This is a genomic window from Bombella dulcis, assembly GCF_026385505.1.
In the GTDB taxonomy this organism is placed as follows: Bacteria; Pseudomonadota; Alphaproteobacteria; order Acetobacterales; family Acetobacteraceae; genus Bombella; species Bombella dulcis.
Genome location: NZ_JANIDV010000004.1, coordinates 189,870 through 212,664 on the forward strand (window position 1 = coordinate 189,870; position 22,795 = coordinate 212,664).

Genomic DNA, 22,795 nt, shown 5'->3' on the forward strand with positions numbered 1-22,795 from the left:
CAGAGCTGTATCAGGGAACAGAAACGGGTTTAACTAAAAGATCACATTTTCCTGATTATTCGACCAGTCTGTTACATAGAAACAACGGACTGCCTTTTCCTCAGTCCATCCCGGACAAAATATACAAAAAGGGCGGAACACACGATCATGCCACATGTCCCGCCCCCCCGGAACCGGAGAGCCGAAGCTCCCCGGTCCATCAGACGCTGCTCTCAGCGCAGGCCCAGAGCCTTCGTACGTTTGGCCACTTCCTCGGCGGACGCATCGCCAGAGGTCAGCCAGGAACCACCCACACAGGCAACGGTCGGCAGGGCCAGCCAGTCCTTGTAGGTCGCTTCGGTGATGCCACCAGTCGGGCAGAAGCGCACGCCAAGGTTGCCGAACACGGCAGACAGCCCCTTGAGGGCCGGAATGCCACCATTCGTCATGGCCGGGAAGAACTTGAAGCGACGCAGCCCCAGGTCCAGACCCATCATGATGTCACTGGCATTGGCCGTACCGGGCAGGAACGGCACGTCGCGCTCCAGCGCACCCTTGGCCAGAGCCGGCGTGATGCCGGGGCTGACGATGAACTTCGCACCGGCCTTCATGGCCTTGTCCATCTGCTCGGTGTTCAGCACCGTACCGGCACCAACCAGGGCACCCTCAACCTTGGACATCTCAGAGATGACATCCAGAGCAGCCGGCGTACGCAGTGTCACTTCCAGAGTGGAGATGCCACCGGCAACCAGAGCCTCGGCGATCGGACGGGCCTGAGCCGCATCCTCAATGACCAGAACAGGCATAATCGGGCTGCGGTCCATTACCGCATCCAGTCTCTCGATGTAGCTCATACCTCAGTTCCTTTCTCAACATCATCACCGATTTCTTCAAGTTCACGATCCATCATGAACAGCATCGGTGAAGCACCCTCTTCAGCGGACGGAGCCGCCTCACGCATGAGGGCGAAAAGTTCACGCCCCGTACCGGCTGTTGCACGGTGCGGCTTGGTCGGCGTGCGGGCTGCCCATTCCTTCTCATCCACCAGAGCTTCCAGCTTGCCGCTGCGGGCACAGACACGGATGACGTCACCGTCACGCACCTTGGCGAGCGGACCGCCCACCTGTGCTTCCGGCCCGACATGCACCACGGCCGGAACCTTGCCGCTGGCCCCGGAGAGACGGCCATCCGTCACCAGTGCGATCTTGAAGCCCTGGTCCAGCTCGACGCCGAGGGACGGGATCAGGTTGTGCAGCTCCGGCATCCCGTTGCCACGGGGACCCTGACCGATGACGACCACCACGACGTCACGATGCAGCTCGCCAGCCTTCTGAGCTTCCTTCACGGCTGTCTGGGACTGGAAGACACGGGCGGGAGCCTCGATGGTCAGCAGGTTGTCCGCCACGGCACTGGACTTGTACACGCCACGGCCCAGATTGCCCTGAAGCAGCTGGATGCCACCACCCTGATGGAACGGCTCCTTCGCACTGCGCAGGATTTCCAGATCGCTGGACGGCTTGGCCGGTGTGTAGACGACGTTCTTGTCATTCCCCATCAGGGCACGTCTGGCGTAATCATCCAGACCATTTTCGGAAATGGTCGGAGCATCACGATGCAGCAGACCGGCACCGGACAGTTCGGAAATGACGGTCGGCAGACCACCAACCTCATTGAACTTGTTCACGTCGGAAGGTCCGCTCGGATAAACCTTGCAGAGCGTCGGCACGACGGCGGAAAGCTCGGCGAAGTCTTCCCAGTTCACGATAATGCCAGCGGCACGGGCCACGGCCGGAATATGGATGGTGTGGTTGGTGGACCCACCCGTTGCCATCAGGCCGACGATCGCATTGACAATGGCCTTCTCATTGACGACCTCGGCCATCGGACGGGGGTCCTTGCCCTTCGCGCTGATCTCGACCAGACGATGCACGCTGGCACGGGTCATGGCCTGACGCAGGGACGTATCCACCGGAATGAAGGAGGAATCCGGCATCATGAGACCAAGGAATTCAGCCATCATCTGGTTGGTGTTGGCCGTACCATAGAAGGTACAGGTGCCTTCACTGTGATAGGAGGCCATTTCGGCCTTCATCAGCTCATCTTTGCCGATCTTGCCCTGTACGTAAAGCTGGCGGACACGGACCTTTTCCTTGTTCGGCAGGCCGGAGGTCATCGGGCCGGACGGGATCAGCATGCCCGGCAGATGACCGAACCGCAGCGCACCCATCAGCAGGCCGGGGACGATTTTGTCGCAGATACCCAGCAGGGCCACGCCATCATACATGGCATGGCTGAGACCGATGGCCGTGGACTGGGCGATCACGTCACGGGAGAACAGGGACAGGTCCATCCCCTCCTGCCCCTGCGTGACACCGTCACACATGGCCGGCGCACCACCGGCAACCTGCGCCGTGGCACCAACCTCACGAGCAAAAATCTTCATCTGCTCCGGATAACGGCCATAAGGCTCGTGTGCGGAGAGCATGTCGTTATAGGTCGTAACAATCCCCAGATTAGGCCGCTGCTCAAACACCAGCTCCTGCTTGTCAGCAGCACTGGATGCAGCAACGGCGTGAGCCAGGTTTCCGCAGGTCAGCCGGGACCTGTCTGCACCTTTTTCACGGTTACGCTCCATAAGAGTGAGGTAACGACGGCGGGACGTCTTGGACCGCTCAATAATTCTGGACGTTACACTCTCAACAACGGAATTCAGAGACATTGAAGCACTCGCTGTTCGGCTGGACACCCCACAGACAGACGGATAATTCCCCCTGAGAGACACGGTATCATATTATCATCCGCTCGCTTTCCATTCCTGCAAGGAAAGCACGCATTGCCTTTTGTAAGGAAAGACGCCCTACCGGGCAAGCGGCCCTCCCATGCACATCTCAGTCATCACCCTGCCGCCCTGCACGCCCCGTTTATCAAAAAGAGGCGGTTCCCAAGGGTTTTTCAATGAAAAACCCAGACGGACCCTCATGCTGCCATGCATGAAACTCCAGTCTGGGCTTTGCGAAACGGGCCTCTCGACATGCCGGGTCAGGCATCAGCTGGGCGAGTCACGCCCCTGCTCCTCCTCCCGGAAGCTCGGCCACTGGCCATCAGCCAGGGACATGAGGGAAGGCGTGGCCACATGCAAGCGGCGGCCATACACCCAGTCATTGGTCAGGACATTCCGGACATACTGCCGGGTCTCCTGACTGGGCAGACATTCAATATACATCAGCGGGTCCTGAAGGCCCTTCTGCCCGCTTTCCCACCGCAGGATGGCCTGCGGCCCCGCATTATAGGAAGCGAGAACCTTCAGCAGGGACGCTTCGTCACGCTGTTCGCCCTGGGCGATGCTGCGGGCCAGATAGAGCATGTAAAGCTGCCCCACCTCCAGATTATAGCCCGGCTCCCGGAGACGACGCTGCATTGCCTGGTAGAAATCATTGCCGGATGCCACGGCCACGCTCTGGGGCAGGTGATACTGCTCACTGACAAAGCTGGCCGTCATCGGGCGGACCTGCATCATGCCATACGCCCCGGCCGAGGAAGATGCCAGAGGGTCAAAATTGGACTCCATCCGGGCCACGGCATAGACCAGTGCCGAGGACAGGCGGAACCCGTGATAGGGATGCAGGTCCGGCAATGGCCCGAGAACTTCCTTGTATTCCTTGTGATCCAGCCGTTCCAGGGCCTGCTGCATCTGGTCGGCCAGCACCCGCATCCCAGCCTTTCGCACGACCAGCTGAAGGGAATGGGCACGGACCGGATCGACCAGCGCATCCTGCCACATCTGCCGGGCCAGCATTTCGGCCCGCCCCTGCTCGCCAATCTGGATCAGGGCAAAAAGATGGGCACCCTCCTGCATGGAGGACACAACATTGATGTCCACCTCGCTCAGGACCGTCTGTTTTGCCCCTGCACGCCCGATATTCGACAGGGCACCTGACAACATCTCCGTCTGGGGATGTGCCGAATGCAGGAGACGCCCCGCCAGCAGGCCGTAGAAACTTTCACCCTGTATGGACGCCCGGTGCAGCCATGTCCGGTACAGGGACCGGTCCCCGTGCCTCTCGGCCACACGGCCTGCCCAGAAGGATGCCGCAGCCTGCACGTCACCATCCGTCTGGTCGGCATTGGCCGCCGTCTCGAAGAGGCTGTAGGCCGCATCGAGCTGCCCTTCACGCCAGGCAGCCAGCCCCGCCACGAAGGCGGGCAGGCCGACCTTGTACTGTCCCTTCTCCAGCCCGGCAGAGCCAACCCTCAGGGCTGTCCGTGTATCTCCCTGGCTGAGAGCCTGCATGGCTATTTCGCCATGAAGCTGCGCTGCATAGGTTGGCGTCATGCCCGGTGTGCGGGAAAGCTGACTGAGGGCCTTGCGAACCCCGGCCTCACCTGAGGAGGCCTTGTCCAGCAGTTCCCGTTCCAGAAGCCCGTTGCGGATTAGTATCTGAGAAAAGGAGGTACCCCTATCCGACTGCTGAAAATCTAGTACATCCCCGTATCCAAATGAAGGTTGATCATCCACGAAAGAACCTTTACGGAGCTGGCTCAGCCGATGCTTCAACAAGGAAGCATCAGGTAAATTGGGGTAATGTTGAAGCCAAACAGTCAGCTCAGTCACCGATGGATGAAACGCTGTGTTCAAATAACGTTCAGCCAAATAGTCTGGCAAAAGCAACTGTCCAGCCGTGCCATCTGTTCCCGACCCACGAGTCAATTGCTCCAAACGAACCGCATTACCCTCACGAACTGCTGCAAAGAGTACGAGATAGTGCTCAGCCACAGAGGGAGGCAACGGATGCGGCAAAGAAGCCCCCTCTCTGTTGAGAAAACACGCATCACAACCCCAGCCACCTGAATGCTCAACTGCACGAGACGAAAGAGGAAATGTCTGCCCCTGCGCTGGGGAAACAGTGCATCCCGCCAAAATAGCTGCGCTGAGAACGACGCCGGACCACATTGCGGGAGACCCACATGGAAATATCCATCGCATAATGCCGGTGGACTAACCCGCTTTTGCGCCTCTGGCAACCCTTGACGTTTAAGCAAAAAATTCCAGTGTGCCTTTCATGCTAATATCTCCCTAGTGAGGAATCCAGAATATTCTTCTGATTTTACACACTGTTAGTGTTTTTTTTACGGTTCACTTCCGGTATTATTAAAGAATAACCAATTTTACTCTCATCTCCACATTCCACCCCTCCATCAGGGAGCATGACAAGATGCGAATCGGAATTGCGACTCCACGCTCATGCTTCCGGAAACAAGGTCCCGGCCAAAAGAAGCATGTCCGCCCAGAGGGTCTTCCGGCGTCCCGCATTCCCGCCAAGCTGGGCCGGGTGCCAGAGGGGTAGTAACGGCACCTTCTCTTCCAAGCCGGGAATATCCGCCTCATGCCAGCGGCCACGCAGCTGGCTCAGACGGGAATTTTTCTGCAGCAGCATCCATGCCGGGGTTGCCCCCATCGTCACGATCCGCCTGGGCTTTGCCAGAGCGACCGCCCTCTGCAGAACCGGCAGACAGGCTTCCAGATCACGCTGCGAAACACGCTGGCCGCCCGGCGGCCGCCACGGAATGGCCGGAGCCATGGAAAGCTGCGCCCGCTCCAACCCCGCTGACGCCAGAATCCTGTCCAGAAGAGTCCCCATCGCCCCTGCAAACAAGATGCCATGACGGTCCTCATCCTCATTGGGCACCTCCCCCACCAGCAGAAACGGTGCCCCCTCCACCAGAACCGGTGCCAGATGATGTTTGGCCATACGCATCAGACTGATACCCGGAAGATTCAGACTGGCTTTCATGAGGGCCTCAACATCCGGGGCACCGGCAATCTCTGCCAGAACAGCTTCCCGGCTTTTCAGACCCTGGCGGGGAGCCTGCTGCTGTGTCACCTGCTGCCTCACCGGAGGGGCGGGCCGTGTCTCCCTGGCCCGGATGGACGATACGGGACTGTCCTCCCAGACATCCCACGGCATGTCCTCCATGATGCCATCCACACCCCATTCCTGATGCAGGCGGAGGGCTGCAAGAACATCCTGAGCAGGAAGTGCCGGGGAAGATGCCATAGTGAACAAGAATCCTTTCGTCACGATTCCGGAGGATGGAGACGCCGGATACGCCTCCTCATGGCCTTTGATCGCCCAATTTGTTACATAGCCTCATCTCAAATGAACACCCCTCACCCGGAGTTGCCCTGTCATGGCTCTGCTTCAGGATATGGCCCACGCCAAGATCAATCTGTTTCTCCATGTCACGGGCCGTCGTGATGATGGTTACCATCTGCTGGACAGTCTGGCCGTCTTCGCCGGTGCAGGCGATCATGTCACCCTCTCCGCCACCACACCGGATGATGAGGACAGCCTCACAGTTCAGGGGCCTTTCTCGGAGGGGCTGGAAGCCGACAGTAACAACCTTATCCTGAAGGCCGCACGATCCCTGCGGCACGAAATGGGAACGACAGGCCGGACACTCCCCGCTACCGCCCTGCGGCTGGAAAAGCACCTCCCCGTGGCTTCAGGCATTGGCGGCGGGTCCGCCGATGCAGCCTGCGCCCTGCGGCTGCTCACCCGTTACTGGCATCTCCCGGCAGACATGGCCACCAGGGCAGCCCCCACCCTTGGAGCGGATGTTCCCGTCTGTCTGGTACAGAAAGCCACACGCATGGAAGGCATTGGCGACATACTGACACCCGCTCCTTCCCTGCCGGAAATGGGCATCCTGCTGGTCAATCCGGGCGTCAGCGTCTCCACACCCAGCATCTTCAGGAGACTGGCGGCCACGGGCGGCATCACCGTCCGCCCATCTCTTTCTTTCCCGGAAGCAGGCTGGCCGACGCTGGACGCCCTCATTGCGTTCCTCCGAACCACGGAAAACGACCTCCAGCCCCATGCCATCGCTCAGGAACCTGTCATCGCCACGGTGCTGGAGCAGCTTGCGGCTCTCCCGGATGTCCGGTTCAGCCGCATGAGCGGCTCCGGAGCCACATGCTTCGCCCTGTTCGACAGTGCCGAAAAAGCCGCCGAAGCCGCACGGCATCTTGCCCGACAGGACGCCGCCAGAGACTGGTGGCACTGGGCCGGACCTGTCCTGCCCTGACCCGCTCTCAACAAAAAAGGCCCGCCATGAGAGCGGGCCTTTTCATCGTCTCAGAAAGAGTTTACTGGGCCGTTTTCAGACGGTTGTTACATTCAGAATAATACCCGCCGCCCTTCTGTATCCATTTCAGGCTGCCATTGCGGCCGGTGCTCTTGTTGGCATTATACTGTGCCAGACAGGTCTGCATCCGGGCTTTCCCCGGTGTAAGCGATGCAAACTCGGGAGACACACGGGCCGGGAACACGACGTTGCCACTGGCAACCGGAGCGGCTGCCGCAGCAGGAGCCGCCGTGGAAGCGGAGGGCGTGCCGGTCGCAGCCGGAGCAGAGGCCGGGGCCTGTGCCGGTGCAGCCGTCCCGTTACAGTGGCTCTGTTTGAAGTCGCCGTACTTCTGTCCATTCAGCGTGCCAGCCCTCTTAGCATCACTGAAGGCCCGATGACAGGCCATGAAAGACAGCTTGCCCGTTGCCGGGGCAGGAGCGGCTGCCGCAGCAGGAGCCGCCGTGGAAGCGGAGGGCGTGCCGGTCGCAGCCGGAGCAGAGGCCGGGGCCTGTGCCGGTGCAGCCGTCCCGTTACAGTGGCTCTGTTTGAAGTCGCCGTACTTCTGTCCATTCAGTGTGCCAGCCCTCTTGGCATCACTGAAGGCCCGGTGACAGGCCATGAAAGACAGCTTGCCCGTTGTCGGGGCAGAAGCGGAAGCAGGGGCCGCAGCCAGTGCAGCCGTGCCACCCAGCATGGAACAGGCCACCAAAGGCAGGCACAGTCGTGTCAGCTTCATGAATTCAATCCTCACATCTCATGATTACGTGGCGATCATAACAGGCATGGGCCAAAAAGACCCGCACCCTTTTTCATCCAGCCCGTAAATCACCCGGTCCTGATTTCCATAAAGCTGTCCTGCCCCGGCAGGAGACAGGACAGCCTACGGATGTGTCAGTTCAGGCGTTCGCCATGCTGGGTCAGGTCCAGACCCACCTGCTCTTCCTCGGCGGAAACACGCATCCCGATCAGCCTGTCCACAACCCAGAAGATCACGGCCGTCACCACGACGGACCAGACGATGGTGACACCCACAGCCTCAGCCTGACGAAGAAGCTGCGCCCAGCCCCCGCTGATGCCAGCCGGGCTGGAAGGTGTGGCAGAAAGCGGCCCATAGGCGAATACGCCCGTCAGCAGGGCACCGACGATGCCTCCCACACCATGCACACCGAAAGCATCCAGACTGTCATCATAGCCCAGCCTGTTCTTCAGGACGGCAGCACTGTAGAAACAGATGCCACCAGCAGCCAGCCCGATGACAAGGGCACCGCCAGGCAGGACAAAACCGGCGGCCGGGGTCACGGCCACAAGGCCCGCCACCACACCGGAGATGATCCCCAGTGCCGTCGGCTTGCCATGCCGCCACCATTCCACCAGCATCCAGCCCATGCCACCGCCAGCCGCAGCGACCTGCGTCGTCAGCATGGCCATACCGGCACGCCCGTTCGCCCCCAGTGCCGACCCAGCATTGAAGCCGAACCAGCCCACCCAGAGCAGGGACGCCCCGATAATGGCATAGGCCAGATTATGCGGGGACATGTCATCACGATGCAGCCCGTACCGGCGGCCGATCATGATGGCGCAGACCAGACCGGCCACACCGGAATTGATGTGAACGACCGTACCACCTGCAAAATCCACGGCACCGAGACCGGCCACCCAGCCCAGCGGACTCCAGACCCAGTGAGCAATGGGGGAATAGACCAGCAGGGACCAGAGAACGGTGAACACGCACAGGCCCGCAAACCGGACACGGCCCGCAAAAGCCCCCGTCAGAAGAGCCGGAGTGATGATGGCAAAGGTCATCTGATACATCAGATAGACACTCTCGGGGATGGTCATGGGCGTTTCTGCCGGAGTGCCCGCCCCCAGCGTGAAGGCACCGTCAACACCCTGATGGATGTGATCCGCAATGCCCCGCAGGAAGAAACGGGACAGGTCCCCGATCCATGCCGTACCGGTCGAGAAGGCCAGACTGTAGCCCAGCACCATCCAGACGATGCTGACAATGCAGCAGATGCCGAAAGACTGGATCATGGTGGACAGCACATTCTTCCGCCGCACCATCCCGGCATAGAACAGGGCAAGGCCGGGAACGGTCATCAGCAGGACCAGAGCCGTGCTGACCAGCATCCATGCGGTATCACCCGTATCAATCGCACGCATCAGAGGGCACCCTCCCCGGTCTCACCCGTCCGGATGCGGACCATCTGTTCCACATCCGTCACCATGATCTTGCCGTCGCCGATCCGCCCCGTCCGGGCAGTGTCAGTAATGGCATCGATGATATCAGGCACGCGCTCATCCGGCACGACCGTCTCAATCTTGATCTTGGCAATGAAGCTGACCGTGTATTCCGCCCCACGATAAATTTCCGTCTGGCCTTTCTGCCGCCCGAAACCACGCACCTCCGTGACTGTCAGGCCATGCACGCCAAGCTCGGCAAGGGCTTCCCGCACGTCATCCAGTTTGAATGGCTTTATGATCGCCGTTACAAGTTTCATCCCCTCCGACCCTTCTCCCGTTGGTCTTTCGCTGATCCGAAGTAAAATCGTGCCACCTTCATAACGATTTCTGCAAGACTTTCTTTTCGGCAAAGATAAGGCTAGACACGATAGACCTGCTCCCCCGGTCCCGAAGGACCGCAAAGGCGGGAGTATCCTGCCATCCGTCAGGCCGGGAAGGAGCACCTGTCGTGGGTACAGATTATGACCTCTGCATAAATGGCGGTGGCCCCATCGGGGCGACACTGGCCTGCCTGCTGGCCCGGAAGGGACTACGCATCCTTCTGCTGGAACGCTCCCCCCTCTCCACCACACCGGCCCGGAATCCCGATGGCCGTGCCTATGCTCTTGCCGAGGGCATCCGCCCCCTGCTCGAAGATGCCGGAATCTGGCAGGCCCTGCCCCTGCCGCCCCAGCCCATCACCACCATTCATGTCACGGACAGCCAGGGCCGCATCCCCGCCGCATCCCGCAGCACCATTGCCGACGGGCTGAGCTTCACCGGCGATGACGCCCCCGAAGACCGCCCCTTCGGCTGGATGGTGGAAGCCCACAATCTTCTGGCCGCCATTGCCCGCACCCTCACCAACCAGCCGGGACTGGATGTCCGTGCCCCGGCCACGGGCCGTTTCACCTTCTCCCGGGATGAAGCCCGGATCACCCTTGATACGGGCGAAACCGTCACGGCGTCCCTTGTCATCGCGGCGGACGGGCGGCAGTCCCTCCTCCGCCAGCAGGCCGGGATCGGACTGACCCGCATCCCCTACAACAAGATCGCCCTCGTCAGCGTGCTGGCTCATGAGAAGCCCCATCATGGCAGTGCGCTCGAAAATTTCCTGCCTCAGGGGCCTTTTGCCCGCCTGCCCCTCCCCGGCACGGAGACACACCCTCACCGCTCCGCCATCGTCTGGACGGACCGGCCCGGGCGCATCGCCCACTTCACCAGCCTTGATGCCGCCAGCTTCACCCGGCTGGTGGAAGACCGCCTCTGCGGGGAAGACCTCGGAACCATCACGCTGGCCGGCAGGCACTGGACGTATCCTCTGGCCTCCCAGTATGCGCACCGTTATCATGCCACACGCCTCCTTCTGGCAGGCGATGCCGCACACGGGCTTCATCCCGTTGCCGGACAGGGGATGAATCTCGGCTTCCGTGACGTCCGCACCCTCAACGACATTCTGGGAGACGCCCATGCACGGGGGCAGGACCTCGGTGCCCCGGCTCTCCTCCAGCACTATCAGCGGCTCAGCCGTCCGGGCAACCTTGCCATGCTGGCGGGCTGCGACCTGATGGAACGTCTCTTCAGCACCAACATGCCTCTCATCCGTCATGCCCGACATGCCGGACTCATGGCCATGAAACGCCTGCCCTCCCTGCGGCATGGGTTTGTCCAGAAGGCCATGGGACTATAAAAAAACTGCGATCATTTATGGCCGATTTTCTCGACACCTTTCCTGATTCCTCATCAGACCCCGAATTTCTGGACAGATTCTGGTCCGTCATGCAGACACAGGCCTGCGGCTGTGCCGATGCGCTGATCCGGGACCTGTTCGCCGTCAACATCTGCAATCATGCTGATTTTGCCTCTGCCCTGGCCTCGCTGATCAGCACCAAGCTGACCGACCGTGCCATGTCGGAACAGACCCTGATGGAGCTGACTGCCTCCATACTGAAGGCTGACCCCGCCATCACACGGGCTGCCGCCTCGGATATCGTGGCCACTCTCCAGAGAGACCCGGCCTGCCCGGACCTCGCCACGCCCTTCCTGTTCTTCAAGGGATTCCACGCCTTACAGGCCTACCGCATCTCCCATCACCTCTGGAAAGCAGGCCGCAGGCCACTGGCCTATCACTTCCAGAGCCGCGTGAATGAAAAATTCGGCATCGACATTCACCCTGCCGCCCAGATCGGCCAGCGCATCACGATCGACCACGGCACGGGCATTGTCATCGGGGAGACCACCATCATTGAAGATGACGTGTCCCTTTTCCAGAGTGTCACCCTTGGTGGCACCGGAAAGAATGGCGGGCAGCGTCATCCCATCATCCGTCAGGGCTGCCTGATCGGGGCTGGAGCGAAAATCCTGGGCCATCTGGAAATCGGTGCCCATGCCCGTGTCGGGGCGGCTTCGGTCGTGCTAGGCAATGTCCCGTCCCGTGCCACGGCCGTCGGCAACCCTGCCCGCATCGTCCGCTTCGGCGACATGGATCAGGATTTCACGAACTATCAGATATGAAAAAGTCTCTTGAATACTTCTTCGCCACACATCCCTCCAGAGCCGAAGAGGCTTGGGATACTGCTATGCTAAGCGTTGATACGAATGTTCTGCTTGGAATGTTCCGTTTAACGAATGATACCGCAAACAAACTTATGCAGACTCTTGAAGAGTGCGCCTCTTTAAAAGAAAAAAATCTCTTCCTAACAAAACAGGTCCTAATCGAATTCAAAAGTAATATTCGTATGGCCATGAAATATGCACATGACCAATTCAAAAAGTCAGAAGAGTTTCTAGAAAATTCAAAAAACAAACTAAAATCAGATATTTATGGACATCTAAAATCAAGCGGAATTATTCCAGAGAAAACTATTAAAAGACTCAAGAAATCCATGAATAAAGAAATAGATCTCGTAATCTCAGAGCTAAAAGAATCACAAAAATCATCAGAGTATAATCTGGAATCACGCTTAAAGATTGTAGAACGTTTACAGGAGATATTTTCAGATAAAGTTCTGACACATGAGATTCCTTCCCAAGAAGATGCCCAAAAATTAATCAAAGACGGCCACGCCCCTAGTGGAAAAGACTCCCAAAAACCCTCCTCTATATCTCAAGCTGGAGATGCAATAATCTGGCTTGAGTTAATAGAACATGCAAAAATCTTATCATAAGACAAAAAAATTCCACAATATCACTATTACAACATAAAAAATTTAGAAGATAATTATAAAATAATAGAAAAAGCCCTTCTTTCAGAGCGAATAATAGATAATTATAAAGAATCTAGATGAAATATACAAAAATACAGAAATTGAAAAAATGTTCTCTGCCTTCTATCCCAAAATTAATCCTCGTAAGCCTAAATGACGTCTACCCTTCCTCAAACTTATCCCCAGTTCAGGGGACAGGTCGGGGCATCATCCTGTGCGCTGAGCCGGGAGAAATGTGGACAGATTCAGGGGACTCCTGAAAGTCCGCTCCATGTGGCTGTTGATGAGTCATTCCGGAACATACGGCGCATATATAAAAGGGCCGGACAGTACCTCCGCACCCGTCCGGCCCCTTCTTTCAGATCAGGACCATGAAGGCCCCGGACCTTACTGCTGATGGGTGAAGTGGAAGCTCATCCCGTAATCGTAGGTCTGGCCCGGCTTCAACTCGATGCTCGGGAAGCTCGGCGTGTTCGGGCTGTTGGGGTAGAATTCCGGCTCGAATGCCAGAGCATCCCACTTGTTGTAAGGACGGCCTGACGTACCCTGATAATTGCCGATCAGATGATTGGCGGAATAGAACTGCATCCCCGGCATGTTGGTGGCCACTTCCATCACACGGCCGGAACGGGGGTCCGTCACACGGGCGACGACACGCTCCGTATTGCCGGGCTGGGACGGGCCGATCAGCACCATGCATTTATCATAACCACCCTGTGGCACCATCTGCGGGTCACGGCTCAGCAGGCCCTCACCCACCGTGCGGGGCTGACGGAAGTCGAACGGTGTTCCATCAACAGAGGCCAGATCACCCGTCGGGATGGACTGGTCGTCCGTCTTCAGGTAGCGGTCGGCGTAAATCTGCACCACTTCCGGCGCAATGGTCCCGGACCCTTCGCCATTGAGGTTCCAGTAATTGTGCGTGGAGAGGTTCACGACGGTCGGAGCCTTCTTCACCTTCGCCTGGAACTTCAGGCTCAGCGTGTCATTGGCACTTAAACGATAGGTCGCCTGCGTTGTCAGATCACCCGGGAACCCCTGATCCCCATCCTTGCTGACCAGTTGCAGCACGACGTAAGCACCCTGCGAATCTACACCCTTGCGCTTGATGATCCAGAGCTTGCGGTCAAAACCTTCCGTACCACCATGTAGGGTATTCGGTCCTTCATTGATGCTCGTATGGTAGGTCTGCCCATCCAGTGTAAACACACCACCAGAGATGCGATTCGTTACACGCCCCAGCACGGCACCGAAATGGGGATCGGAATTGTGATTCTCATAGGCGGCAATATTGGGGAAGCCCAGTGCCACATTACCCAGACGGCCAAGACGATCCGGCACATCCACCTCTTGGACAACGGCCCCATAACTCAGCACGGTGACCTTCATACCATGATCGTTAGTCAGAGTAATAGCCTTCACCTTCTGGCCTGTGGAAAGTTTTCCCCAATTTTTCACCTGCACCGTGGGATCCGCACAGGCGATACCGGAGATGGCAAGGCTGGCCACCAGTGCGCTGGCAGACAGAAGCCAGCTGCGACCTTTATGAAAACGGGACATAAAATCTCTCAACAATTCATGAAATTATAGACCCATCAAAACAACAGGCCCTTTCTCCTGAGAGGGGGGCTTAAAAAAAAGCCGTCCACGCCAGGGCTGGTTCCCATGAGAAAACCCAACGATGCAAAAATGCAATACTTCTCCCTCTTATACAAGAGAGACAATCGAAAGGGGTAGGCAGCATCAGACAAGTGCCATATGCTTGAATTGTGCTGGTCTTCATGACTGGCATAGGTAGAGTCAAATGTGTGTTACAGTCCCGGCCCGTTCCCCTTCAGGCACGCTACCCCAGCAATAGCTGTGGCGTTGCCGCCATAGCCGGGCCTTTGAAGAAGCAGGAGCGGCAGCAACATGGCGTGCACAGGCAGCACAACGCAGCATCATCGGGGCAGATTTCCTGCCCTTTTTACACTGATCGGCTGTCTGACCCTGCTCTCCCTCGGCGGATGCGGTTCCCTCCACTCCAAGCCGCCGACCGACCCTGATGATCTGGCAGACTACAAGGCGGTCAATGACCCCTATGAACCGTTCAACCGCAAGATGTTCAACCTCAACATGTGGGTCTATCACAAGGCCCTGCGCCCGATTGGCCGCTTCTGGAAGAACAACATCCCCCAGCCCATCCGGACCTCCGTTGCCACGCTGAACGAGACCTGGCGTGAACCTGCCGTGTTCTTTTCCGACGTCGGGGCAGGACGCCCCCGCAGGGCGGGCGATGCCTTCATGCGGTTCCTCCTGAACATGACGACGGCCGGCTTCTACGATGTTGCCCAGTATCTCGGGTACAAGCAGCACGAAACGGACCCCGGCATGGTTCTGGCCCTCTGGGGCGTGAAGTCCGGCCCCTATATTTTCCTGCCGGGATTCGGTCCCAGCAGCTTCCGTGATGCCGCAGGGTATGCCATCAGTCAGGGACTAACACCCATCAACTATGTCCCGAGCGGGTATGCCCTCATCAGCTTCAACTGGGGATACAATATTCTCGGAACCTTCAACAGCTTTGCCGACAGCACGGACCAGCTGGACCAGCTGGAACATCAGAGCCTCGACCCCTACGCTTTCATGCGCAGTGCATGGCAGCAGCAGCGTCAGAGCCAGATCGACGCCCTCAAGGCTGATCACCGCGCCACCACACCCGACTGGTACTGACCATTCCGTCCCGCCAGGAAGCCTTTATTGGAAGGATCCCTCAACATGATGCTCCGTCAGCTTACACGCCGCACCATTCTGGGAGCTGCCAGCCTGTTCGCTCTCGTGCCCACACTGGCTTTCGCCGCGCCCTCCAGCGATGAGGCCAAGGCTTTTGTCGGCAGGTTTGGTAGCAGGCTGGTCACTGTCCTGAACAGCAACGTCCCGCTGGCCAAGAAACGGGACGCCCTGCTCCCCCTCCTGCGTGAAAATGTGGACGTGCAGGGCATTGGCCGCTACTGCCTCGGCCGCTACTGGCGAGTCGCCACACCGGAACAGCAGAAGCTCTATCTGGAACTGTTTCAGGATGTGCTGCTCAACGCCGTCACGGCCCGCATGGGCGAATATCAGAACATCTCCTTCCGTCTCGTGGAGAGCGTCCCTTCTCCGGCTGGCCAGAAGGTGACACTCCAGATTTCCCGTCCACACCAGCCTGACGTGCTGATGACCGCCGTCATTGATGGCGAGCCACCCAAAGTGGTCGACCTGTATGGTGAAGGGGCCAGCATGCGCATGACACAGCGCAGCGATTACACCACCTATCTTACCCGTCATGGCGGGCAGGTGCAGACGCTGATCAATGCTCTCAAGCATCAGCTGGGGCGTGACTGATCTTCATTTCACAACGAGTCAGCAGCTTGGAGGGGGCGTCAGCCCCCTTTTCACTGACATGCCTGTTTCTCCGACCATCTCGCCCTGAATGACTGACGACCTCTCCCTTTTCGACTTCACCCTCCCCCGGGATCATATCGCCACGGAGCCTGCCCGCCCCCGGGACATGGCACGACTCCTGCATGTCGTCCCGCCCGCCCTTGCCGGAACCGATGACGCCACCCTCTCCCTTCACCGCATCCGCAACCTGCCCGACCTGCTAAAAGAAGACGACCTGCTCATCGCCAATGATACGGAAGTCATCCGGGCAAAAATGGAGGCCCGCCGGGGCGACGCCAAAATCGGAATCACGCTGGACCGCATCCTGCCGGAAGGCCAGTGGCACGCCTTGGCCCGCAATGCCCGCAAGCTCCGCCCCGGCAATCAACTCCGCTTTGAGGATGATCCCGTCACCGCTGACGTCCTGACCAATGAAGGCGACGGGGCCGTGACCATCCGTTTCTCGGTCGAGGGCGATGAGTTTGATGCCTTCCTGGAACGCAGAGCGACTCTGGCCCTGCCGCCCTACATTGCCCGCCCCAATGGCCCGACCGAGACGGATACAAGCGATTACCGCACCATTTTCTCCCGCTTCCGTGGCGCAGTGGCTGCTCCCACAGCAGGGCTGCACTTCACGGAAGACCTGCTGGAGGCCCTCGCTGCCAGAGGCATCAGAAAACAGACCCTCACCCTGCATGTCGGAGCTGGCACCTTCCTGCCCGTCCGCAGCACCATTGCCGAACACAAGATGCATGCGGAATGGGGCCATATTGATGAAGAAACAGCCCGTCTCATCAACGAGACCCGTGCCAACGGGGGCCGTGTCGTTGCCGTGGGCACGACCAGCCTGCGCCTCCTGGAAAGTGCAGCAGATGAACAGGGCATCGTCCATCCCTGGACCGGGGAAACCTCCATTTTCATCAGGCCCGGCTACCGCTTCCGGGCCGTGGATGCGCTGCTGACCAACTTCCACCTGCCCCGCTCCACGCTTTTCATGCTGGTCTGCGCTTTTGCCGGGACACAGACCATGCGCCATGCCTATCATCACGCCATTGCCGAAGGGCTGCGCTTCTATTCCTACGGTGATGCCTGCCTTCTGGAACGTGCCCCATGACGACTGTCCCCATCCGCCCCACCCTGACCCCGTCCGACCACATGCACTGGCAGAAAGAGGCCCAGTGTGGTCAGGCACGGGCTGGCTGGCTGCATACCCGCCACGGCAGCGTGCCGACACCGACCTTCATGCCGGTTGGTACGGTCGGGACCGTCAAGGGCATCACGATGGACAATGTCCGGGCCACCGGAGCGGGCATCGTGCTGGGCAATACCTATCACCTCATGCTGCGCCCTACGGCTGAACGGGTCCAGCGTCTCGGCGGGCTGCACCGCATGATGGACTGGCCCGGCCCCATCCTGACGGATTCCGGCGGATTTCAGGTCATGTCTCTGGGACCGCTGCGGAAAATGGATGAGGATGGCGTCACCTTCCGCTCCCATATTGATGGCAGCTCCCACCGGCTGACGCCTGAAAGTTCAACGGACATCCAGTACAAACTGGATGCCACCATTACCATGGCTTTTGATGAATGCCCTGCCCTCCCCGCCACAAAAGACGTTCTGGAAGCCTCCATGGAACGCTCCATGCGGTGGGCCGCCCGCTCCCGTGAGGCCTTCATCGCCCGGCCCGGCTATGGGCAGTTCGGCATCGTACAGGGCGGCACGGAGCAGGACCTGCGGGAACGCTCCGCCCTCGCCCTGCGGAAGATCGGCTTTGAAGGCTATGCCATTGGCGGTCTGGCCGTGGGCGAAGGGCAGGAGCTGATGTTTGCCACGCTGGATTACACGACCCCCATGCTGCCCGAAGATCAGCCCCGCTATCTGATGGGTGTGGGAACCCCGGATGACCTGCTGGGAGCCGTCATGCGTGGCTGCGACATGTTCGACTGCGTCATGCCGTCCCGTGCAGGCCGGACTGCCCGGGCTTATACCGAGCGGGGCACGCTGAATCTCCGCAACGCCCGCTTTGCCGAAGATACCCGTCCCATCTCCCCCGAGGATGACAGCCCGATGGCAGGCCGGTACAGCCGGGCCTATCTGCATCATCTCTTCCGGGCCAATGAGATGCTGGGGCCGATGCTCCTGACCCTCCATAATCTCGCCTATTATCAACGGCTCATGCGCCAGATACGGGCCGCCATCGTGGCCGGAACGCTGGAACAGACCGCCGCTGAACTCCGCCGGAACTGGGCCAGAGGGGACTGGAGCGAGGATGAATGGCCCATGCCCCGCTACCAGCAGGACTGACCCCCGGACACGGCATGTACGAGGCCTCCTCTCCATCCCGCCTGCAGAAGCGCAGCCTCAGCCTTTACGGGCACCGGACCTCCATCGCCCTAGAAGGGGAATTCTGGCAGGTTCTGGAAGTCATAGCGCAGCGTGAAGGACTGGCTTTCGCCGCCTTCATCGCCCGGCTGGACAGGCACCGCCCGCCGGAACAGGCCCTTGCCTCCCTGCTGCGCCTCACGGCCCTCCGTTTTGCCCTGCAACAGCCTGCCATAACCAACCTTCCGCAGACATCGGCCCAGTCCGGACGATGATATCCCTATTCCCGCTTCTCCTATCCTCGTGATAGACTCACGCCTGCATGAACAGGGAGGGCGGCAATGGCTTTCTGGGGGAAAATGTTTGGAGGTGTGGCCGGGTTTGCAGCCGGAGGGCCGATAGGTGGCCTTCTGGGTGTCATTCTCGGTCATATGTCCGATACGGACAAACTGCTTACCCCTCTTTCCGGCACATGGGGGGACCGCTTTCCCGCACGGGGGCAGCCGGACCCGCATAATGCCGCCTTCTTCACCGCTGCGAAACTTTCTGCCCTGCTGGGCAAGACAGATCAGCTCTACGGGCTTGGCGTGGTCACACTGTCCGCCAAGCTGGCCAAGGTGGATGGCCCCGTGAACCGGGCTGAAATTGATGCCTTCAAACGGTCTTTCCGCTTCCCGGACGACAATCAGAAAGAAATCGGCCTTCTTTTTGACCGTGCCAGAGAACGGACAGACGATTTCGAGATGTATGCCAAGGAACTGGGCCGTGCCTTTGCCGACAAGCCGGAACCTCTGGAAACACTTCTCGGCGTCCTGTTCATGATTGCCAGGGCCGATCTGCCCCCCAAGGCCCCCCTTCATCCCCTTGAGACGGACTTCCTCCGCCGGACGCATAAAGCCTTCCGCCTTTCAGAACGGGCCTGGGACCGGGCGGAAAGCGGGCAGCCCCGTGCTGCCTCCACCTCGTCATCGGCAGAATGCTACCGTGTTCTGGGCATCAGTGCGACGGCCAGCGATGGCGAAATCCGTGCCCGCTGGCGGGTGCTGATCCGTGAGCACCACCCAGACCGGCTTGCCCAACGCCCCATGACGGACGCCCAACGGCTGGCGGCTCAGGAGCGTGTGGCCCGCATCAATGCGGCATGGGATCAGATCAAGCGGGACCGGGGCCTGTAAATACAGGCCACCACCTTTACTGCTGCGACGGCTGGTCCCCCAGCGGCACGGCGACCCAGCGCAGACCGTCCTTGTCCTGCACCAGAAGCAGAATGTCCGTTCTCTTCATCTCACGGGCACGGTCCAGCGCAGTCTGGAGGGCTTCCGGCGTGTTGACTTCCTGCTGCCCCACCTGAAGGATCAGATTGCCTTCCGTCAGGCCACGGCTTGCCGCAGGACTGCCCTCATAGACACGCATGACCAGTACGCCCCTCTGGCTGTCCGTCAGCTCATACTGGGTGCGGGCCGCCTGATCGATCACGCCCAGCTTCAGGCCCAGCTCACGCAGCGTCTTCACAGGATGCTCCGGCGGATGCGTGTCCGAAGGAAGCGGGTCTTTCTCCTCCGGGTTCTTCCCAAGTGTCAGGTCCAGTTTCTGGTAATTGCCCCGCCGCCAGAGGGTAAAATGAACCGTCTCTCCCGGCTGGTACCCCGCCACAAGGCGGGGCAGCGTCTGACCCGTCACGGGCTGACCATTCAGGACGGTCAGGATGTCCCCAACCTTCAGGCCCGCCTTCTGGGCCGGACCATCCCTGTCAACTGAAGCCACGATGGCCCCCGTGCCCCGCTCCCTGCCCGCATCAGCCTTATGGAACTCTAGGTCTTCCGCCATGCTCCGGGTGACATCCTGATAGCGCACGCCCAGCCAGCCACGCCGCACATAACCGGTCTGCCTCAGCTGACTGATGATGCCCCGTGCATCATCCGAAGGGATGGCAAAGCCGATCCCGATGGAATCACCACCGGACCCACCATAGATCAGCGTGTTGATCCCGATGACCTCTCCCTTGAGATTGAAGAGCGGTCCCCCGGAATTCCCATGATTGATGGCTGCATCCGTCTGGATGAAGTCATCATACAGACCATGATCCACATTGCGCTTGCGGGACGAAATAATGCCCGCCGTGACCGTACCGCTCAAGCCGAACGGATTGCCGATGGCCAGCACCCAGTCGCCAATGCGGGCCTCATCACTATGCCCGAGCGGAACGGACGGCAGGGGACGGTCCGCCTTCACCTGTAAAACGGCGAGGTCTTCCTTGCTGTCCCGCCCCACGATGCTGGCGGGATATTCCGTTCCGTCAGAAAGCGTCACGCTCACCTGCTGGGCATTGTCGATGACATGATTGTTCGTCACCACCACGCCGGAAGGATCAATGATGAAGCCGGACCCCAGAGCCTGCACCTGCCGCCCCGGCCTGCCATCCCCGTGACGGTGATGGAGATAATCATGAAAGAACTTCTCCAGCGGCGATCCCGGCGGGAAAGGCGATGACTGCGGCCCTGATGGGGTACTGCCATCCGGTCCTTCCGGCTGGGAAGTATCAGGATGAATCACACTGGAAACGGAAATGTTCACCACGGCTGGCAGGAGCTTCTCCACCAGTGCAGCAAAACCGGGCATCATGGCCGCTTCATGCGCTGCACGGGTGGCCGTGGCAACAGTCCCTCCCGATGGCGGCCCCTCCGCCACAGGAGACGGTCCGGGGGCAGCGTCCTGCGCCTGAACACTGGAAGCCACCAGCCCCGCACAGGCCAGCAGGCGCACCAGCCAGGGACGGGAGGAAGACAGAAGAGAAGAAGACATGACTCGGCTCATGCTGTAAAATCTACCCCACGGCAGGCTGGACGTCATCCTTTCCGGCCTGTGGCATCTGTGTTTTTTTGCCTCATGAGGGGCGTTGCATGAGAGTTCTTGCCCCATGACAGCTTCCGACATTTCCTCCCTGAAGGATCACGTCGCCCGTTTCCTCACCTCGCACGGCCCGACGGAACAGACCACCATAGAAGCCCTGACACTGGAGGATGGTCATGCCCATCTCATCCTGCGGACTACGGCACAGGGAGCGGCCTTTCTTCAGCAGGCCAGCACGACGCTTGAGGAACAGGTAACGCAGCATCCTGCCGTCAGCAGCCTCACACTGTCACTGACGGCCCATCGCCCCGCTTCCCGTCAGCCTGAACGTGCCGGTGCAGCGGAAGGCCATCGGCCCCTCGCACTGGGCAAACGTCCGACCGGCCGGTCTGCGCCGCCAGAGGCCTGCCTGCCTGATGTCAAAGCCGTCATTGCCGTTGCCTCCGGCAAGGGAGGGGTCGGGAAATCCACCACGGCCGTGAATCTGGCCTGCTCTCTGGCCCGTCTTGGTGCCCGGACCGGCCTCCTGGATGCCGACATTTATGGCCCCTCCCTGCCCCACATGCTGGGCGAAGATCAAAAGCCCACCGTGGAAGATGGCAGGCTGCGCCCGCTGGAACGATGGGGCATGGAGACCATGTCCATCGGCTATCTGGTCGAAAAGGAACAGGCCATGATCTGGCGCGGACCCATGGTCATGGGTGCCCTCACCCAGCTCATGAGTGATGTTTCATGGGGAACACTTGATGTACTCGTCGTGGACCTCCCCCCCGGCACGGGCGATGCCCAGCTGACCCTGACCCGCAAGCTCTCGGACAGGCTCCAGGCTGACGGTGCCGTCATTGTCTCCACGCCGCAGGACATTGCCCTGCTTGATGCCCGCCGGGGTGTCACCCTGTTTGAAAAGACAGGGACACCTGTTCTGGGACTGATTGAGAACATGTCCTATTTCTGCTGCCCTCACTGCCAGGAAAAAACCGACCTCTTCGGTCATGGCGGTGCCCGGAAAGAAGCCGAAGCCCTCAACATTCCCTTCCTTGGGGAAATTCCCCTGCTACGGGACATAAGGTGCAGTGCTGATGAAGGGACGCCCCTTGTCCTGCGTGACCCGGAGCATCCTGCCTCGCAGGCTTACAGGGCCATCGCCCGCACCCTGATGGACAAACTGGCCATCTCCGGACAGCAGGCAGCCCCTTCTTCACGCCATCCTGACCAGCCCATGAAATGATCGCCATGCTCCGTCTGTCCGTTCTCCTCCTCTCCCTGTCCATTCTGTCCGGCATGACAGCCTGCACGGATACCGGCTCCAGAACCAGCCACCCGGGCCTTTCTCCTGATGGTTATGGCTTCGTGCAGAATGGTCCCGTTCTGGCTCCTCCGGAACATCTGGTACAGCACCAGTCACCAGTCCCATCGTCCGTACCAGGCCAACACTGACACCTGTCCCGCAGGCCCTCTTTCATGAGGTCCCAACGGGCCTGCGGACCGGAAGATTTTCCCTCCACTCTCTCATTTTCCACTTGATTCCTGACAGGAAAAATGAGATGTACGGCCCCGTCGCCGGATTAGCACAGTGGTAGTGCAGCGGTTTTGTAAACCGAAGGCCGGGAGTTCGAATCTCTCATCCGGCACCAGATTTTTCCCTTAGGATTTTACGGCTTATTGGTCTTCTTTTTACGTCGCCGATC

General features: G+C 59.6%; 21 protein-coding genes and 1 tRNA gene. 13 read left to right on the forward strand and 9 right to left on the reverse strand.

What is annotated here, in order from left to right; translation table 11 throughout:
• Positions 1-212 precede the first annotated feature (212 nt).
• The 4 genes from eda to NQF87_RS07325 form a co-directional block, all read right to left on the reverse strand.
• Positions 213-833, reverse strand: a complete 621-nt coding sequence (eda, locus tag NQF87_RS07310) for a bifunctional 4-hydroxy-2-oxoglutarate aldolase/2-dehydro-3-deoxy-phosphogluconate aldolase (RefSeq protein WP_266127751.1) — start codon at positions 831-833, stop codon at positions 213-215.
• On the reverse strand, positions 830-2,698 hold the full coding sequence (edd, locus tag NQF87_RS07315) for a phosphogluconate dehydratase (RefSeq protein WP_266127752.1): 1,869 nt from the start codon (positions 2,696-2,698) through the stop codon (positions 830-832). Before edd ends, eda begins: the two co-directional genes overlap by 4 nt.
• A gap of 327 nt (positions 2,699-3,025) precedes the next feature.
• Entirely contained in the window at positions 3,026-4,495 is a 1,470-nt protein-coding gene (locus tag NQF87_RS07320; RefSeq protein ID WP_266127753.1) for a transglycosylase SLT domain-containing protein, read from the reverse strand.
• A 724-nt stretch (positions 4,496-5,219) separates the two neighbouring features.
• The gene (locus NQF87_RS07325) at positions 5,220-6,035 is read right to left on the reverse strand and encodes a uracil-DNA glycosylase (RefSeq protein ID WP_266127754.1); all 816 of its coding nucleotides are present in this window, start codon (positions 6,033-6,035) and stop codon (positions 5,220-5,222) included.
• 133 nt (positions 6,036-6,168) lie between these two features.
• Here NQF87_RS07325 and NQF87_RS07330 point away from each other — a divergent pair, with 133 nt between their 5' ends.
• On the forward strand, positions 6,169-7,065 hold the full coding sequence (locus NQF87_RS07330; RefSeq protein ID WP_266127755.1) for a 4-(cytidine 5'-diphospho)-2-C-methyl-D-erythritol kinase: 897 nt from the start codon (positions 6,169-6,171) through the stop codon (positions 7,063-7,065).
• Positions 7,066-7,126: 61 nt separating this feature from the next.
• Here the strand turns inward: NQF87_RS07330 and NQF87_RS07335 are convergent, their stop codons facing one another.
• The 3 genes from NQF87_RS07335 to NQF87_RS07345 all read right to left on the reverse strand — a co-directional run bounded on the left by NQF87_RS07335 (position 7,127) and on the right by NQF87_RS07345 (position 9,608).
• Positions 7,127-7,843 carry a hypothetical protein gene (locus tag NQF87_RS07335; RefSeq protein WP_266127756.1) on the reverse strand — a complete coding sequence of 239 codons (717 nt, stop codon included), beginning with the start codon at positions 7,841-7,843 and terminating at the stop codon, positions 7,127-7,129.
• A 155-nt stretch (positions 7,844-7,998) separates the two neighbouring features.
• Positions 7,999-9,270: an ammonium transporter gene (locus NQF87_RS07340; RefSeq protein ID WP_266127757.1), complete on the reverse strand. Its 1,272-nt coding sequence runs from the start codon at positions 9,268-9,270 to the stop codon at positions 7,999-8,001.
• Positions 9,270-9,608 carry a P-II family nitrogen regulator gene (locus tag NQF87_RS07345; RefSeq protein WP_266127758.1) on the reverse strand — a complete coding sequence of 113 codons (339 nt, stop codon included), beginning with the start codon at positions 9,606-9,608 and terminating at the stop codon, positions 9,270-9,272. The genes NQF87_RS07340 and NQF87_RS07345 overlap by 1 nt, the downstream gene beginning before the upstream one ends.
• A 191-nt stretch (positions 9,609-9,799) precedes the next feature.
• Here NQF87_RS07345 and NQF87_RS07350 point away from each other — a divergent pair, with 191 nt between their 5' ends.
• The 3 genes from NQF87_RS07350 to NQF87_RS07360 all read left to right on the forward strand — a co-directional run bounded on the left by NQF87_RS07350 (position 9,800) and on the right by NQF87_RS07360 (position 12,497).
• Positions 9,800-11,020, forward strand: coding sequence for an FAD-dependent monooxygenase (locus NQF87_RS07350; protein ID WP_266127759.1), 1,221 nt, complete (start codon positions 9,800-9,802; stop codon positions 11,018-11,020).
• Positions 11,021-11,109: 89 nt separating this feature from the next.
• Positions 11,110-11,844 carry a serine O-acetyltransferase gene (gene cysE / locus NQF87_RS07355; RefSeq protein ID WP_266127783.1) on the forward strand — a complete coding sequence of 245 codons (735 nt, stop codon included), beginning with the start codon at positions 11,110-11,112 and terminating at the stop codon, positions 11,842-11,844.
• Positions 11,841-12,497, forward strand: coding sequence for a PIN-like domain-containing protein (locus tag NQF87_RS07360; protein ID WP_266127760.1), 657 nt, complete (start codon positions 11,841-11,843; stop codon positions 12,495-12,497). Before cysE ends, NQF87_RS07360 begins: the two co-directional genes overlap by 4 nt.
• Before the next feature lie 426 nt (positions 12,498-12,923).
• Here the strand turns inward: NQF87_RS07360 and NQF87_RS07365 are convergent, their stop codons facing one another.
• Positions 12,924-14,096, reverse strand: coding sequence for an aldose epimerase family protein (locus NQF87_RS07365; RefSeq protein ID WP_266127761.1), 1,173 nt, complete (start codon positions 14,094-14,096; stop codon positions 12,924-12,926).
• A gap of 351 nt (positions 14,097-14,447) precedes the next feature.
• Here NQF87_RS07365 and NQF87_RS07370 point away from each other — a divergent pair, with 351 nt between their 5' ends.
• From NQF87_RS07370 to NQF87_RS07395, 6 genes are all read left to right on the forward strand, one after another.
• Complete coding sequence (locus NQF87_RS07370; RefSeq protein WP_266127762.1) at positions 14,448-15,245, forward strand: MlaA family lipoprotein; 798 nt, start codon at positions 14,448-14,450, stop codon at positions 15,243-15,245.
• A gap of 45 nt (positions 15,246-15,290) precedes the next feature.
• The gene (locus NQF87_RS07375) at positions 15,291-15,896 is read left to right on the forward strand and encodes an MlaC/ttg2D family ABC transporter substrate-binding protein (protein ID WP_266127763.1); all 606 of its coding nucleotides are present in this window, start codon (positions 15,291-15,293) and stop codon (positions 15,894-15,896) included.
• Between the two features lie 88 nt (positions 15,897-15,984).
• Positions 15,985-17,049 carry a tRNA preQ1(34) S-adenosylmethionine ribosyltransferase-isomerase QueA gene (gene queA / locus NQF87_RS07380; RefSeq protein WP_266127764.1) on the forward strand — a complete coding sequence of 355 codons (1,065 nt, stop codon included), beginning with the start codon at positions 15,985-15,987 and terminating at the stop codon, positions 17,047-17,049.
• Positions 17,050-17,090: 41 nt separating this feature from the next.
• Entirely contained in the window at positions 17,091-18,239 is a 1,149-nt protein-coding gene (gene tgt, locus NQF87_RS07385; RefSeq protein ID WP_266127784.1) for a tRNA guanosine(34) transglycosylase Tgt, read from the forward strand.
• The gene (locus tag NQF87_RS07390) at positions 18,209-18,532 is read left to right on the forward strand and encodes a ribbon-helix-helix domain-containing protein (RefSeq protein ID WP_323670722.1); all 324 of its coding nucleotides are present in this window, start codon (positions 18,209-18,211) and stop codon (positions 18,530-18,532) included. Before tgt ends, NQF87_RS07390 begins: the two co-directional genes overlap by 31 nt.
• Before the next feature lie 66 nt (positions 18,533-18,598).
• A complete protein-coding gene (locus NQF87_RS07395) occupies positions 18,599-19,432 on the forward strand; it encodes a TerB family tellurite resistance protein (protein WP_266127765.1) in 834 nt (277 codons plus the stop codon).
• Positions 19,433-19,448: 16 nt separating this feature from the next.
• On the opposite strand, the gene NQF87_RS07400 is transcribed toward NQF87_RS07395, so the two are convergent.
• A complete protein-coding gene (locus tag NQF87_RS07400) occupies positions 19,449-21,059 on the reverse strand; it encodes a Do family serine endopeptidase (RefSeq protein ID WP_266127766.1) in 1,611 nt (536 codons plus the stop codon).
• A gap of 115 nt (positions 21,060-21,174) precedes the next feature.
• On the opposite strand from NQF87_RS07400, the gene NQF87_RS07405 reads away from it, so the two are divergent.
• The 3 genes from NQF87_RS07405 to NQF87_RS07415 all read left to right on the forward strand — a co-directional run bounded on the left by NQF87_RS07405 (position 21,175) and on the right by NQF87_RS07415 (position 22,741).
• Complete coding sequence (locus NQF87_RS07405) at positions 21,175-22,335, forward strand: Mrp/NBP35 family ATP-binding protein (RefSeq protein WP_266127767.1); 1,161 nt, start codon at positions 21,175-21,177, stop codon at positions 22,333-22,335.
• A 5-nt stretch (positions 22,336-22,340) separates the two neighbouring features.
• Positions 22,341-22,544 carry a hypothetical protein gene (locus tag NQF87_RS07410; protein WP_266127768.1) on the forward strand — a complete coding sequence of 68 codons (204 nt, stop codon included), beginning with the start codon at positions 22,341-22,343 and terminating at the stop codon, positions 22,542-22,544.
• Between the two features lie 122 nt (positions 22,545-22,666).
• Positions 22,667-22,741, forward strand: a tRNA-Thr gene (locus NQF87_RS07415).
• Positions 22,742-22,795: the final 54 nt, after the last annotated feature.

Coding starts and splice junctions, on each gene's coding strand:
- eda (WP_266127751.1), bottom strand. CDS start 833: ATGAGCTACATCGAGAGACTGGATGCGGTAATGGACCGCAGCCCGATT.
- edd (WP_266127752.1), bottom strand. CDS start 2,698: ATGTCTCTGAATTCCGTTGTTGAGAGTGTAACGTCCAGAATTATTGAG.
- NQF87_RS07325 (WP_266127754.1), bottom strand. CDS start 6,035: ATGGCATCTTCCCCGGCACTTCCTGCTCAGGATGTTCTTGCAGCCCTC.
- NQF87_RS07330 (WP_266127755.1), top strand. CDS start 6,169: ATGGCTCTGCTTCAGGATATGGCCCACGCCAAGATCAATCTGTTTCTC.
- NQF87_RS07335 (WP_266127756.1), bottom strand. CDS start 7,843: ATGAAGCTGACACGACTGTGCCTGCCTTTGGTGGCCTGTTCCATGCTG.
- NQF87_RS07340 (WP_266127757.1), bottom strand. CDS start 9,270: ATGCGTGCGATTGATACGGGTGATACCGCATGGATGCTGGTCAGCACG.
- NQF87_RS07345 (WP_266127758.1), bottom strand. CDS start 9,608: ATGAAACTTGTAACGGCGATCATAAAGCCATTCAAACTGGATGACGTG.
- cysE (WP_266127783.1), top strand. CDS start 11,110: ATGCAGACACAGGCCTGCGGCTGTGCCGATGCGCTGATCCGGGACCTG.
- NQF87_RS07360 (WP_266127760.1), top strand. CDS start 11,841: ATGAAAAAGTCTCTTGAATACTTCTTCGCCACACATCCCTCCAGAGCC.
- NQF87_RS07365 (WP_266127761.1), bottom strand. CDS start 14,096: ATGTCCCGTTTTCATAAAGGTCGCAGCTGGCTTCTGTCTGCCAGCGCA.
- NQF87_RS07370 (WP_266127762.1), top strand. CDS start 14,448: ATGGCGTGCACAGGCAGCACAACGCAGCATCATCGGGGCAGATTTCCT.
- NQF87_RS07375 (WP_266127763.1), top strand. CDS start 15,291: ATGATGCTCCGTCAGCTTACACGCCGCACCATTCTGGGAGCTGCCAGC.
- queA (WP_266127764.1), top strand. CDS start 15,985: ATGACTGACGACCTCTCCCTTTTCGACTTCACCCTCCCCCGGGATCAT.
- tgt (WP_266127784.1), top strand. CDS start 17,091: ATGCACTGGCAGAAAGAGGCCCAGTGTGGTCAGGCACGGGCTGGCTGG.
- NQF87_RS07390 (WP_323670722.1), top strand. CDS start 18,209: ATGGCCCATGCCCCGCTACCAGCAGGACTGACCCCCGGACACGGCATG.
- NQF87_RS07395 (WP_266127765.1), top strand. CDS start 18,599: ATGGCTTTCTGGGGGAAAATGTTTGGAGGTGTGGCCGGGTTTGCAGCC.
- NQF87_RS07400 (WP_266127766.1), bottom strand. CDS start 21,059: ATGTCTTCTTCTCTTCTGTCTTCCTCCCGTCCCTGGCTGGTGCGCCTG.
- NQF87_RS07405 (WP_266127767.1), top strand. CDS start 21,175: ATGACAGCTTCCGACATTTCCTCCCTGAAGGATCACGTCGCCCGTTTC.
- NQF87_RS07410 (WP_266127768.1), top strand. CDS start 22,341: ATGCTCCGTCTGTCCGTTCTCCTCCTCTCCCTGTCCATTCTGTCCGGC.